We start from the raw sequence: 12,644 nt of genomic DNA, 5'->3' as shown, positions 1-12,644 counted from the left end.
GCGCGGGCCCAATTGGGGAATGACATGAACGCTTACTTGCATCAGTTCCTGTTCGGGATCTACCCGTACATCTGTCTCGCCGTATTGCTGGTCGGCAGCCTGATCCGCTTCGACCGCGAGCAATACACGTGGAAAAGCGATTCATCACAGCTGCTGCGCCACGGCATGCTGCGACTCGGCAGCAACCTGTTCCACTGGGGCGTGCTGGTCGTCGTGCTCGGGCACTTCGGCGGTTTTCTGGCGCCGCACTGGCTCGTGTCGCCGTTCCTGTCGGCGTCCGGGCACCAGCTAGTCGCGATGGTTGCGGGCGGCGCGGCCGGCGTCGCGGCGATCATCGGATTGACGATCCTGATCTGGCGCCGCCTGGGCGACGCACGCATCCGCAAGAACAGCCGCACGTCGGACATCCTGATCGTGTTGATGCTGTGGGTGCAGCTCGCGCTCGGGCTCGGCACCGTCGTGCTGTCGACGCGCCACATGGACGGCGTGATGTTCGAACAGCTCACCGATTACGTGAAGGGCGTCGTCACGTTCCGTCCGGACATCGCGAGCCTGCTCGTCGGCGTGCCGCTCACGTACCGGCTGCACATCCTGCTCGGCTTCACGATCTTCCTCGTATCGCCGTTCACGCGGATGGTGCACGTCTGGAGCGGGATCGCGTCGGTCGCGTACCTGATCCGCCCGTACCAGCTCGTGCGCAAGCGCTGAGGAGGCTGCATGAACGACGTTCTCTCCGAAGTCGTCACGGCGCCGCTCACGGTCAACGGCGTAGCGATCGGCAACGACGCGATCGCGGCCGAAGCCGCGCATCACGGCGATGCGCCCGATCCGCTCGATGCGGCGCGGCGCGCGCTCGCGGTGCGCGAATTGCTGCGGCAGCGCGCGGTGTCGCTCGCGCTGCTCGACGAAAGCGCGGCGCTCGACGACGCGGCGGTCGACGCATTGCTCGGACGCGAACTCACACACGTGCCCGACCCCGACCGCGAGGCGTGCGAGCGCTATTACGCGCGGCATCCGGCGCGCTTTCGCCGCAACGACATCGTCTATGCGAGCCACGTGCTGTTCGCGATGACGGACCGCGTGCCGCTCGCGCCGCTGCGGCAGCGCGCGGAACGGGCGCTCGCCGGCATCGTGGCCGCGCCCGATACGTTCGAGACGGTCGCGCGCGCATCGTCGAACTGTCCGTCGGCCGAAGTCGGCGGTAGCCTCGGGCAACTGCTGCGCGGCGACACGGTGCCGGAATTCGAGGCCGCGCTGTTCGACACCGACAGCATCGGCGTGCTGCCGAAGCTCGTCAACACGCGCTTCGGCTTCCACATCGTGCGCATCGAGCGCCGCGTGCCGGGCGATGCGGTGCCGTTCGACGAAGCAGCCGATCAGATCGCCGCGCACCTGGCCGCGCGCGTACGGCAGCAGGCGATGCGGCAGTACGTGGCGATTCTCGCGGGCGGCGCACGGGTCGAAGGCGTGACCTTCGACGGTGCGAACGGGCCGCTGGTCCAATGAAAACGAGGTTGACGTATGGCAACTCAACAAGGTAACGCCGGGCCGGTCGTGAGCGCGCCGGCCGTCCCGCTGCGCGCGTGGTCGGTGCTGGCCGCGAGCACGCTCGCATTCATGGTGTGTTTCGTCGTGTGGATGATGTTCGGCGTGCTCGGCGTGCAACTGCGCGCCGATCTCGGCCTGAACAGCACCGAGTTCGGGATGCTCACGTCGACGCCGGTGCTGACCGGCGCGCTGATGCGTTTGCCGCTCGGCACCTGGACTGACCGCTTCGGCGGTCGCATCGTGATGACGGTGCTGCTCGTCGTGTGCGCGGTGCCCGTCTATGTCGTCAGCTACGCGACGCAGCTGTGGCAGTTCCTGCTGATCGGGCTGTTCCTCGGCTGCGTCGGTGCGTCGTTCGCGGTCGGCACGCCGTATGTCGCGCGCTTTTTCCCGCCGCAGCGGCGCGGGCTTGCGATGGGCGTGTTCGGCGCGGGGACGTGCGGCGCGGCGGTCAACCTGTTCGTCACGCCGGTGCTGCTCGACGCGTACGGCTGGCGCGTCGTGCCGCGCATCTACGCGGTCGCGCTGCTCGTCACGGCGCTGATCTTCTGGTTCGCGTCGGCGCCCGATCCGGGCGCGGGCAAGCGCGGCGGATCGATGCTCGATTCGTTCAAGGTGCTGCGCGACCCGCGCGTGTGGCGGCTCTGCCAGTACTATTCGATCACGTTCGGCGGCTTCACCGCGCTGTCGCTGTGGATCCCGCAGTACCTGAAGAGCGAATACGGGATGTCGCTGGTGATGGCGTCCGCGTTTGCGGCCGGCTTTTCGCTGCCGGGCTCCGTGCTGCGCGCGCTCGGCGGCGCGCTGTCCGATCGCTTCGGCGCGCATGCGGTCACGTGGTGGGGGCTGTGGGTCGCGTGGATCGCGCTGTTCCTGCTGTCGTATCCGGCGACCGATTTCGTGATCCACACGATCGACGGCACCGCGACGCTGAACGTCGCGATGCCGGTGGCCGGCTTCGTCGCGCTGACCTTCGTGCTCGGTGCGGTGTTCGCGCTCGGGATGGCCTCGACGTTCAAGTACGTCGCCGACGATTTCGCGGACAATATGGGCGTCGTCACCGGCATCGTCGGGCTCGCGGGCGGGCTCGGCGGTTTCCTGCTGCCGATCCTGTTCGGCATGTTGCTCGACCTGCTGCGCGTGCGCACGACCTGCTTCATGTTTTTGTACGGAATCGTGTGGGTGTCGCTGATTCTCATCTACCTGTCCGAAGTGCGCCGCACGCCTGTCGTCACGGGTTGAGGTCGGTTCGAACGGTCCGATGCGCTCGCGTGATGCCCGGAGGAGGGTTCGGGGTCGCGCACGCGCATCGTTGCGTTCTGGAGGTTCGCGCGCGACGTACCCGGCCGCCCGCGCTTCTGTCAAACTGGCGCCCATGAAACCGCGCCTCACTGCACAGCTTTCCCCCGATTCCACGCCTGCGCCCGCAGGCTTTCCCGACGCCGACGAACTGGCCGCACTGCGCGCGTGGTACGCGGGCATGGCCGTGCGCCAGGCCGTCGAGCGCTATCTGCCCGACCGGCTCGGCGACGGGCGCTCGGCGCGCGGCGTGATCGGCGCGATTCGCCGCCGCCTCGTGCGCGTCGCGCGGCAGGTCGGCCGCCCCGATCTCGCGGAACGGCTCGGCCATCCGGACGGTGAGCGTTTGCGGCAGGCGAAAGCGGCCACCGACGCGATCGGCCAGTTGCGTCATGCGCGCGCACCGGTCCCGCAGATGGGCGACGACGTCGGCCTGTGGCTGCCGGCACGCGCGGTCGTTGCGTTGCGTGCGCACGGCATCGCGACGCTCGCCGACCTGACGGTGCGGATTCCGCGCCGGCGCCAGTGGTGGCGCACGATCGCGGGCCTCGGCATGGCCGGCGCGCGGCGCATCGAGGCGTTCTTCGCCGCGCATCCGGACCTGACCGAACGGGCGCGTGCGCTGATCGCCGCGACGCCGCGCGGCAGCATCGTGCCGTGGGAGCAATTGAAGCTGCCGCACGAAGTCGACGGCTCGGCCGGCACGTTCCGCGCGCCGCGCGCGACCTGCACGCTCGACGCGGACAACGATTACGCGGCCGTGCACGCGTGGCTGTCGCTGCACGAATCGGCCGCGACGCGGCGCGCGTACCGCAAGGAGGCCGAGCGGCTGATCCTGTGGGCGATCGTCGAGCGCGGCCGCGCGCTGTCGTCGCTGACGACCGAGGACGCGCTCGCCTATCGCGCGTTCATCCGCCGCCCGACGCCGCACGAGCGTTGGGTCGGGCCCGTGCGGCCGCGCGGCGCGCCCGACTGGCGGCCGTTCTCGGGTGCGTTGTCCGCGCGATCGGCGGCGTATACGCTGTCGGTGCTCGGCGCGCTGTTCCGCTGGCTGATCGAGCAGCGCTACCTGCTCGCGAATCCGTTCGCGGGCGTGAAGGTGCGCGACACGCGCGGCGTGACCGCACTCGATACGTCGCATGCATTCACCGAAGGCGAGTGGCTGCTGGTCCGCACGATCGCCGACGGGCTCGAATTCGGCAAGCGCACGGCCGATGGTGCGCCGCGGTCGGGCTGGACGCCGGCCGCCGCGCAACGGCTGCGCTTCATTCTCGATTTCGGCTATGCGACCGGGCTGCGCGCGAGCGAACTGGTCGGCGCGACGCTCGGCGACATCGAGACGGACGCGCACGGCGACGCGTGGCTGAAGGTCGTCGGCAAGGGCAGCAAGGCCGCCCGCGTCGCGCTGCCGCCGCTCGCGCGCACGGCGCTCGATCGCTATCTGGTCGCGCGCCGGTTGCCGGTCACGCCGGCGCGCTGGCGGCCCGATACGCCGCTGATTCCGAGCCTCGCGGAAGACGACGCGGCCGCGATCACGAGCGTGCGGCTGTGGAAGGTGATGCAGCGCTTCTTCGCGCAGACGGCCGATGCCGTCGAAGCCGACAACCCGGCGCTCGCGCACAAGCTGCGCCAGGCGAGCCCGCACTGGATGCGGCATACGCATGCGACGCACGCGCTGGCGCGCGGCGCGGAGCTGACGACGGTGCGCGACAACCTGCGGCACGCGTCGATCTCGACGACGTCGATCTATCTGCATGGCGACGACGTGAAGCGGGCACGGCAGATGTCGAGCGCGTTCGGTATCGACAAATGAGTGGAACGGCACGGCATCGACGCAGGTCAGACGAATTTTCGATTCCGGAGATCGCTATGGCATCGAGCCAGGGTACGTCGATTTCATCGTCGAGCAGATCGCGGCGGCCGGTACGGTATCGGCGCGCAAGCTGTTCGGCGATCGCCGGGACGATCGCGCATGGCTGGCGACGCCGATCCGGATCACCGCCGCGCGCTTGCCGCTGCCGGTGAAGCGCGGCCGATGACGAACGCGCCGCATGCCGCACCGCATAGCAGGCAGGCGTATTCTGTGACACATGCGCGCGACCATCGTGCGCCAGGGAGTACCAACATGGAGACATCCGGAGCTTCGCGCGGCACGCGGCTGGCGCGCCGCGCCTGGCGCGCGCTCGTCGTGACCGTGTGCGTGGGATGGAGCGCGCTGTCGTTCGGCGCGGAGGGCGCGAACGGCGCGGCCGCGCTGCTCGAGCGCTATCGCAGCCTCGGCGCGCAACTGAAGGACAACGCGTTTCACCGGCCGGTGGTGCTCGAATCGTCGGAAGCGTCGTCTTCGCTGAAGGGCGACATCTATGCGGTCGTCGATTATCCGTTCGCGGTGGTGAACGGCCAGCTCAACGATCCCGCGCAAGGCCCCGCGAACTGGTGCGCGGTGCTGATCCTGCACCTGAACACGAAGTACTGTCGTGCGTCGAGCGGCGGCAACGGCCCGGTGCTCGACGTGAACCTCGGCCGCAAGGTCGAGCAAAAGCTGTCGGATACCTATCGCGTGCAGTTCCGCTATCGCGTGGCGGCCGCGACGCCCGACTATTTCCAGGTCGACCTGACCGCCGACAGCGGCCCGATGGGCACGAAGGATTACCGGATTGCGCTCGAAGCCGTGCCGGTCGGCGCGTCGCGCACGTTCCTGCACCTCACGTATTCGTATGGTTTCGGCACGGTCGGCCGGATGGCGATGAAGACCTACCTCGCGACGGTCGGCAGCGACAAGGTCGGGTTCACGCCCGCCAGCGGCGCGTCGGCCGCGCAGCCGCAGTACATCGGCGGCGTGCGCGGGCTGCTGGAGCGCAACACGATGCGCTACTACCTCGCGATCGACACCTACCTCGCGACGCTCGACAAGCCGCTCGACCAGCGCCTCGCGCGCTGGTTCGACGCGACCGAGCAGTATCCGCAGCAACTGCATGAAGTGGAGCGCGGCGCGTATCTGCAGATGAAAGCGCAGGAGGTGCAGCGGCAGCAGACGGCGCGATGACGCCGCCTGCCGCCTGCCGCTCGGCGTCGATCAGTTCGACGCGCCGCCGACCGTGCGAATGCTGCGCCACTGTCCTTGTTCGACACGGAACAGCGTGTACGGCGGCTTGATCAGGTCGCCGCGCTCGTCGAACGAGATCTTGCCGTGCGCAACCGATTCGACGAATACGACGACAGCACCTGCCTGCGCTGTCGCGCCATCACACCCGGTGGTAAATCCTACAAGCGGTTCAGGCGGCGCCAGCGTTGCGTCCCGATATCGCGCTGGCGGACCGGATTCGTCGCGCGGGCACCGGCCGCCGTACGGGGCGCATCGTCGTCGAGCGCGAACGTGGACACGGACACGCTGACGAGCAGGTCGACCGCACGCGCGACTTCCGAAAACACCACCGAATGGCGCCCGCCGATCGGCAACGGCGCCCCGGCGCGCGCCGTGCCGGTGAAGCGTGGGCGGGCATCCCGGGCCGATTCGGCCGCGCGGTGCTGGCCAACCGGCCGTCCGGCCATTTCATAAGACGTACAGTTCCCCCCGCGATGCGCGATTCGCGCCGAACTGTACTCTTGTTCGCGCGCTCGATGTGTGTACTCGCCGCCAACTGTTCTTCTCTTAAGATTCCACCATCAAGTGCACAGTGCTGCAGATCCAGCCGTATCGGAACCCTGCCGGCGCATCTTCAAGAGAGAGCCAGTGCGATGGAAAAGGCAAAACCGGAGGGAAAGATCAGGAATCACGGCGGCCCGGTCGGCGGGCGAAACATCTGCAACACGTGCGTATGGGACGCACACGGCGAAGCGGTGCGATGGCGCGTGCCGGCAGGAGACGCACGATGAAACTCTATGAAAAACTCGCGGACGATATCGAGCGCCTGATCCGCCAGGGCGTGTACCGGCACGGCGATCGGATTCCGTCGGTGCGGCAGGCGAGCCAGCAACACCGGATCAGCATCACGACCGTGCTGCACGCGTATCTGCTGCTGGAAAGCCGCGGGCTGCTCGAAAGCCGGCCGCAGTCCGGCTATTTCGTGAACCTGCGGCGCGACGACGGCCATGCGCCGGTGCGCGAGCTGCGGCCGTCGAAGCCGATCGCGATCTCGTCGTCGGTCGACGTGAGCCGGCTCGTGCTGTCGACGCTGCGCTCGATCGGCACGGACGACGCGGTGCCGCTGGGTTCGCCGTATCCGGACCCGAGCTTGTTCCCGTTCGAGAAACTGAACCGCTATGCGTACGCGGCCGGTCGCGACAAGTCGCTGTGGGGCGTGACCGACGGGCTACCGCCGGGCCATCCGCGGCTGATCCGGCAGATCGCACGCCGCTACCTGGAAAACGGGATGTCGGTGGACCCGAACGAGATCATCGTGACGGTCGGCGCGACGGAGGCGATCAACCTGTGCCTGCAGGCGGTGGCGAAGCCGGGCGACACGATCGCGGTGGAATCACCGACGTTCTACGCGATGCTGCACGCGATCGAGCGGATGGGGATGAAGGCGATCGAGGTGGCGACGCATCCGGAATACGGGATCGACATCGCGGCGCTGGCCGCGATCGCGAAGTCGCAGCCGATCGCTGCGTGCATGGTGATGCCGAATTTCCAGAATCCGCTCGGCTTTCAGATGCCGGACGAGCGAAAACGCGAACTGGTCGAATTCGCAACGAAGGCCGACCTGCCGATCATCGAGAACGGCGTGTACAACGAACTGTATTTCGGCGATACGCATCCGAGTTCGCTGAAATCCTACGACCGGACCGGGATCGTGCTGCATTGCTCGTCGTTCTCGAAGAGCCTGACGGCCGCGTACCGGATCGGCTGGGCGCTGCCGGGCCGCTACCGAGATCAGGTCGAGAAGCTGAAATTCCTGAATACGCTGGCGACGCCGTCGTTGCCGCAACTGGCGATCGCGGAGTTTCTCGAACGCGACGGCTACGAGCATCACCTGCGGCGGATCCGGAAGGCGTATGCGCAGCAGGCGAACCTGATGCGCGCGATGGTGTCGCGGTTCTTTCCGGAGGGCACGCGCATTTCGAGCCCGGCGGGCGGGTACGTGCTGTGGGTCGAGCTGCCCGCGCAGGTCGATGCGATGCGACTGTATCAGCTCGCGCTGGAGCAGGGGATCACGATCGGGCCCGGCTACATGTTCTCGATCACGGACAATTACCGGAACTTCATCCGGCTGAACTACAGTAGCCCGTGGTCGCCGGAGATCGAGCAGGCGGTGATCACGGTCGGGAAGCTGGCCACGGCATGCATGCGGTGAATGGACGCGCGCGGTACGCCGCGCTTCGATGACACAGCCGGCCTCGTGCCGGCTTTGTTTTTCCCGGCCGGCGCCGACGACCGCGTTCGCGGTCGTCGCGTCGAAACGACTGCATGCGAGCCCGCGTCCCCGCGCGTCCCGTCATCCCCCCGTCACCGGCGGAAAGAACGCAACCTCGCTATCCTCCCGCACGACGAATTCCCCCGTCACCATTTCGAGGTTCACGGCCGCGCGTACGGGGCGGTCCATCCGCAGTGCTTCGGCGCTGCGCGCGTCACGCGCGGCTAGCGTGCCGCGCAGCGCGTCGACGGTGAGTTCGCGGGCATCGATCTCGACGGTTTCTTCGTCGATTGCCAGTCGTTCGCGAATGCTTGCGAAGTATTTGATCGTCAGTTTCATTGGGATGTCTCGAGCAGGAGCGGCGGAATCGGAAACGCGAAGCGAACGCAATCAGCCCCAGCGTCGCATCGCCTGGTCGTCACGCGCCTTCGCCTCGACCCAGCCGGATTCGCCGTCGTGCCGGATCTCCTTCTTCCAGAACGGCGCATGGGTCTTCAGGAAATCCATCAGGAATTCGCACGCGTCGAACGCGGACGCGCGATGCGCGGCGGCCACCACGACCAGCACGACCGGCTGGCCGAGCGGAATGCGGCCGACGCGGTGCACGATCCTGACCGCTTCGAGCCGCCAGCGCGCGGTCGCTTCCTCGACGATGCTCCACAGCGCCTGTTCGGTCATCGTCGGATAGTGCTCGACTTCCAGTGCGACGACGTCGTCCACATCGCCTTCCTTGCGCACGACCCCGAGAAAATTCACGACCGCACCGACATTCGGATTACGAACGATCGGCGCGAGTTCCGCGCCCGCGTCGATCGGCGCATGCTGCACGCGCACCTCGAAGCCGGCGGCAATCGCGGGCGCCGCTTCGGGGTAGGGTTCGGTCGGGTCGACGGGCGGCGCGGAGCTGCCGGCGCGCAGCGGATCGTCCGGCAGCCCGGCGCGGGATTCGGTGAAAGTGGTCATGACAGGTTCTCCAGTGGGCGGCGCATCCTGTATCGCGCGGCGGCCCGTCAGCCGCCGACGAGCGACATGCGCACGGTCGGATAGGTCTTGCCCGGCGCGCGGGCCGGCCGTAGGGCCCGGCGCTCGGAATAGCGGTCGTCGCGTCGCGTCCAGCGTTCGCGCACGGCGGCGGCGAGGTCGGCGGTCGACGTCGCTTCGTCGAGCCACGGCCGCAGGTCGGTGCCCTGCGTCGCGAACAGGCACGTATAGAGCTGGCCGTCAGCCGACACGCGGGCGCGCGAACAGGTGCCGCAAAACGGATGCGACACGCTCGCGATGAAGCCGACTTCGCCGGCGCCGTCGATGTGCGCGCAACGGATCGCGGTGGCGTCGTGCCCCGGTTCGCCGACGAGCACGAGTGGATAGTGCTCGTCGATCAGCTCGCGCATCCGCGCGGCCGGCACCACCTTGTCGCCGGACCAGAAGCTGGCGCCGCCGACGTCCATGTATTCGATGAAACGCACGGCCACGCCCGTATGCCGGAAGTGCCGCACGAGCGGCACGATCTGGTCGTCGTTCACGCCGCGCTCGATCACCGCGTTGACCTTGACCGGCGCGAGCCCGGCCGCCTGCGCGGCCTCGATGCCGGCCAGCACGCGCGCGACGGGCACGTCGGCGTCGCTCATCCTGCGAAACACCGTGTCGTCGAGCGCATCGAGGCTCACGGTCACGCGCGTCAGTCCCGCGTCGCGCAACGTGCGTGCCTTCGCGGCGAGCAGCGAGCCGTTGGTCGTCAGTGCGATTTCGACGGGCTTGCCGTCGACGGTCGTCAGCGCGGCAAGCCGTTCGATCAGCGCTTCGAGGTGGCGGCGCAGCAGCGGCTCGCCGCCCGTGATGCGGATCTTCTCGACGCCGAGCGACGTGAAGGCGCGCGCGATCTTTTCCAGTTGCGCGAACGACAATCGCTCGGACGACGGCATGAACGCGTAGTCGGCGCCGAAGCTCTCGCGCGGCATGCAGTAGCCGCAGCGGAAATTGCACTGGTCGATGACGGACAGGCGCATGTCGCGCAGCGGGCGGCCGAGCGTGTCGAACGGGCGGGGAGAAGCGCCGGGTGACGCGCCGCCGGATAAAGCGGCGGCGGCCGGCGCGGCGGAAACGATGGCATTCACGATCGGGTCGTCGGCCTGCATGAAGTAAGCGGAGGGGCGTCGCCGCCCGGCCGTGCGGGTGCCGACGTGTCGGCGCACAGGTCGTGACGAGCCTCATCGTGAGCATAGTCCGCCGGGTTTCGTCGGCAGAGACACAATCGCGCCCGAATGGCAGGAATACAGTTCGCCGCGCGGGAGGTTCGGCACGCACGGCGAATCGGCCGAAGGCGCCGCATGGGGCGGGTATTCGGCGTCGTGCTCATGCGAGCCAGCGCGCGAATTCGTAATACGGTACCGCGTCGCCGCGCGCGATGCTGCTCCCGGCCGGCAGCCGCGCGAGCCCGCTGGCCTGCACCAGCGACTGCAGCGTGCCGGCGCCTTGCTGGCGCAACGTGTCGAGCACCGGCGCGCCGTCGGCGCCCACCGTACAGCACACGCGCACGAACCGATCGCGCTGCGCATCCGGCTCGAAGCCGGTGTCGATCGGCAGCGACGGCACGGCCGGCAGGCACGTGTCGCGCCCTTGCAGGCGGCGGATCAGCGGCGCGACGAACAGCGCGAACGCCGTCATCGCGGCGCCCGGATTGCCGGGCAGCAGCACCACGGGCCGCGCATCGAGGCGTGCGAGCGCGACCGGCTTGCCGGGTTTCATGCGCACGCCGGCGACGAGGAGCGACGCGCCGAGTGCGGCCAGCGCGGGGCGCAGCAGGTCCTTGTCGCCGACCGACGCGCCGCCGACGCAGATCACGAGGTCGCACTGCGCGTGCAGGTCGCGCAGCGCCCGATCGACGGCGGCCGCCGTATCGGCCGCGTGCACGCTCATCGCGACGTCGGCGCCGGTGCCCGCCACCAGCGCGCCGAGCATCGGCGCGTTGCTGTTGTAGATTTGCTGCGGCGCGCGCGGCTGGCCGCACGCGATCAACTCGTCGCCGGTCGTCAGGATACCGACGCGCAGCGCCGCACGCACGTCGATGCGCGCGAACCCTTGCGCGGCGGCGACGCCAACGTGCATCGCGCCCATCCGCACGCCGGCCGGCACGAGCCGATCGCCGGCGCGCACTTCCTCGCCGCGGCGGCGGATGTGCGACCCGCTGCGTTGGGGCGCGTCGAACGTGACGTCGCCCGCTTGTTCGCGCGCATGCTCCTGCATCACGACGGTGTCGGCGCCGGGCGGAATCAGGCTGCCGGTGAAGAGGCGTGCGGCCGTGCGCGGTGCGAGCGGCGCGGGCGTGTCGCCGGCATAGCAGCACTGTGCGACGCGCAGCGGCTCGCCGTGCGCGAGGTCGACGTGCCGCACGGCATAGCCGTCCATCGCGCTCTGGTCGGCCGGCGGCTGGTCGAGCACCGCGGTCAGCGGCGCGGCCAGCACGTGGCCGGCTGCCTGCGCGATCGGCACGGACCGGGTGCTGTCGAGCGGCGCGAACGCGCCGGCGAATTGCTGCTGCGCGGTATCGAAATCGAGCAGGTGTTTCATGACGAATGGGCCGGGTGCGCCGGTGCGGGCGCCGTTGAGTGGAAGGGCGCGACAGCGGGCGACACGTATTCGACGAAGCCGTCGTTGCGGCAAAAGCCGAGCAGCCGCACGCCGGCTTCGCGGGCGACGTCGATCGCGAGCGACGTCGGCGCCGAGATCGTCGCGACCATCGGGATGCCGACCCGCGCGGCCTTGCGCACCAGTTCGTAGCTTGCGCGGCTTGACAGGAACACGAAGCCCGCGCTCCAGTCGGCGCGGCGGCGCGCGAGCTGCCCGATCAGCTTGTCGAGCGCGTTGTGGCGACCGACGTCCTCGAACACGTCGAGCACGGCGCCGTCGCGGTCGCACCACGCGGCCGCGTGGATGCCGCCCGTCTCGCGCATCAGCGTCTGCCGGGCCGGCAATGCACGAGCGGCGCGTGCGATCGCGTCGGCGCCGATGCCCGCGGCCGCGCCGGCGGCGGCGATGCGCGGCGGCTGCAGGTCGAGTTGCGCGATGCTTTCGATGCCGCACACGCCGCAGCCCGTGCGGCCGGCCAGCGCGCGGCGGTGCGCCTTCAGCGCCATGAACGCCTGCTGCGACACGGTCAGCCGCACTTCGGCGCCACCGGGCCGGCATTCGCTCTCGATATCGAAGACGTCCGACGCGCGCTCGACGATGCCTTCGCTCAGTGCGAAGCCGAGGCCGAACGCGTCGAGGTCGATCGGCGTCGCCATCATGACCGTGTGCGAGATGCCGTTGAACACGAGTGCAACCGGCGTCTCGTCGACGACGCGATCGACGGTGTCGCGCGCGTCGCCGGCACGATGGCGCGTCACCCGACACGCGGTACTGCCGGTCGGATCGTCGCGGCGGATGCAGGACTCCATGCAG

General features: G+C 69.0%; 12 protein-coding genes. 7 read left to right on the top strand and 5 right to left on the bottom strand.

From position 1 onward, the window contains the following. Nucleotides 1–24: 24 nt before the first annotated feature. The 7 genes from narI (at nucleotide 25) to C5F75_RS34055 (ending at nucleotide 8,144) form a co-directional block, all read left to right on the top strand. A complete protein-coding gene (narI, locus tag C5F75_RS34090) occupies nucleotides 25–708 on the top strand; it encodes a respiratory nitrate reductase subunit gamma (protein ID WP_059574909.1) in 684 nt (227 codons plus the stop codon). A gap of 9 nt (nucleotides 709–717) precedes the next feature. After that, nucleotides 718–1,506 (top strand): peptidylprolyl isomerase, encoded by a 789-nt coding sequence (locus C5F75_RS34085; protein ID WP_059574910.1) that lies wholly within the window; start codon nucleotides 718–720, stop codon nucleotides 1,504–1,506. Nucleotides 1,507–1,521: 15 nt separating this feature from the next. Next, complete coding sequence (locus tag C5F75_RS34080; RefSeq protein WP_059574912.1) at nucleotides 1,522–2,790, top strand: MFS transporter; 1,269 nt, start codon at nucleotides 1,522–1,524, stop codon at nucleotides 2,788–2,790. Nucleotides 2,791–2,923: 133 nt separating this feature from the next. Next, nucleotides 2,924–4,660 carry a site-specific integrase gene (locus tag C5F75_RS34075; RefSeq protein ID WP_059574914.1) on the top strand — a complete coding sequence of 579 codons (1,737 nt, stop codon included), beginning with the start codon at nucleotides 2,924–2,926 and terminating at the stop codon, nucleotides 4,658–4,660. Between the two features lie 312 nt (nucleotides 4,661–4,972). Then, a complete protein-coding gene (locus tag C5F75_RS34065; RefSeq protein WP_060009258.1) occupies nucleotides 4,973–5,893 on the top strand; it encodes a hypothetical protein in 921 nt (306 codons plus the stop codon). A 75-nt stretch (nucleotides 5,894–5,968) separates the two neighbouring features. Continuing rightward, complete coding sequence (locus tag C5F75_RS36575) at nucleotides 5,969–6,406, top strand: hypothetical protein (protein WP_143328777.1); 438 nt, start codon at nucleotides 5,969–5,971, stop codon at nucleotides 6,404–6,406. Nucleotides 6,407–6,719: 313 nt separating this feature from the next. Continuing rightward, entirely contained in the window at nucleotides 6,720–8,144 is a 1,425-nt protein-coding gene (locus C5F75_RS34055) for an aminotransferase-like domain-containing protein (protein ID WP_104013372.1), read from the top strand. 141 nt (nucleotides 8,145–8,285) lie between these two features. Here the strand turns inward: C5F75_RS34055 and moaD are convergent, their stop codons facing one another. The 5 genes from moaD to fdhD all read right to left on the bottom strand — a co-directional run bounded on the left by moaD (nucleotide 8,286) and on the right by fdhD (nucleotide 12,640). Next, nucleotides 8,286–8,543 (bottom strand): molybdopterin converting factor subunit 1, encoded by a 258-nt coding sequence (gene moaD / locus C5F75_RS34050; RefSeq protein WP_059574924.1) that lies wholly within the window; start codon nucleotides 8,541–8,543, stop codon nucleotides 8,286–8,288. A 51-nt stretch (nucleotides 8,544–8,594) separates the two neighbouring features. Beyond that, the gene (locus tag C5F75_RS34045; protein ID WP_059574926.1) at nucleotides 8,595–9,167 is read right to left on the bottom strand and encodes a molybdenum cofactor biosynthesis protein MoaE; all 573 of its coding nucleotides are present in this window, start codon (nucleotides 9,165–9,167) and stop codon (nucleotides 8,595–8,597) included. 47 nt (nucleotides 9,168–9,214) lie between these two features. Next, complete coding sequence (moaA, locus tag C5F75_RS34040; RefSeq protein ID WP_059574928.1) at nucleotides 9,215–10,339, bottom strand: GTP 3',8-cyclase MoaA; 1,125 nt, start codon at nucleotides 10,337–10,339, stop codon at nucleotides 9,215–9,217. Nucleotides 10,340–10,556: 217 nt separating this feature from the next. Then, complete coding sequence (locus tag C5F75_RS34035) at nucleotides 10,557–11,771, bottom strand: molybdopterin molybdotransferase MoeA (RefSeq protein WP_059574930.1); 1,215 nt, start codon at nucleotides 11,769–11,771, stop codon at nucleotides 10,557–10,559. Next, entirely contained in the window at nucleotides 11,768–12,640 is an 873-nt protein-coding gene (fdhD, locus tag C5F75_RS34030) for a formate dehydrogenase accessory sulfurtransferase FdhD (protein WP_059574932.1), read from the bottom strand. Before fdhD ends, C5F75_RS34035 begins: the two co-directional genes overlap by 4 nt. Between the last annotated feature and the right edge of the window lie 4 nt (nucleotides 12,641–12,644).

Origin of the sequence: Burkholderia anthinoferrum, from assembly GCF_002925705.1 — a bacterium.
GTDB classification, from domain to species: domain Bacteria; phylum Pseudomonadota; class Gammaproteobacteria; order Burkholderiales; family Burkholderiaceae; genus Burkholderia; species Burkholderia semiarida.
Note: the sequence above shows the minus strand (reverse complement) of the source record. Positions and strands in the feature narration are given on the sequence as shown.

Excerpts from the sequence above, each read along its gene's own strand:
- narI (WP_059574909.1), top strand. The coding sequence starts at position 25 with ATGAACGCTTACTTGCATCAGTTCCTGTTCGGGATCTACCCGTACATC.
- C5F75_RS34085 (WP_059574910.1), top strand. The coding sequence starts at position 718 with ATGAACGACGTTCTCTCCGAAGTCGTCACGGCGCCGCTCACGGTCAAC.
- C5F75_RS34080 (WP_059574912.1), top strand. The coding sequence starts at position 1,522 with ATGGCAACTCAACAAGGTAACGCCGGGCCGGTCGTGAGCGCGCCGGCC.
- C5F75_RS34075 (WP_059574914.1), top strand. The coding sequence starts at position 2,924 with ATGAAACCGCGCCTCACTGCACAGCTTTCCCCCGATTCCACGCCTGCG.
- C5F75_RS34065 (WP_060009258.1), top strand. The coding sequence starts at position 4,973 with ATGGAGACATCCGGAGCTTCGCGCGGCACGCGGCTGGCGCGCCGCGCC.
- C5F75_RS34055 (WP_104013372.1), top strand. The coding sequence starts at position 6,720 with ATGAAACTCTATGAAAAACTCGCGGACGATATCGAGCGCCTGATCCGC.
- moaD (WP_059574924.1), bottom strand. The coding sequence starts at position 8,543 with ATGAAACTGACGATCAAATACTTCGCAAGCATTCGCGAACGACTGGCA.
- C5F75_RS34045 (WP_059574926.1), bottom strand. The coding sequence starts at position 9,167 with ATGACCACTTTCACCGAATCCCGCGCCGGGCTGCCGGACGATCCGCTG.
- moaA (WP_059574928.1), bottom strand. The coding sequence starts at position 10,339 with ATGCAGGCCGACGACCCGATCGTGAATGCCATCGTTTCCGCCGCGCCG.
- C5F75_RS34035 (WP_059574930.1), bottom strand. The coding sequence starts at position 11,771 with ATGAAACACCTGCTCGATTTCGATACCGCGCAGCAGCAATTCGCCGGC.
- fdhD (WP_059574932.1), bottom strand. The coding sequence starts at position 12,640 with ATGGAGTCCTGCATCCGCCGCGACGATCCGACCGGCAGTACCGCGTGT.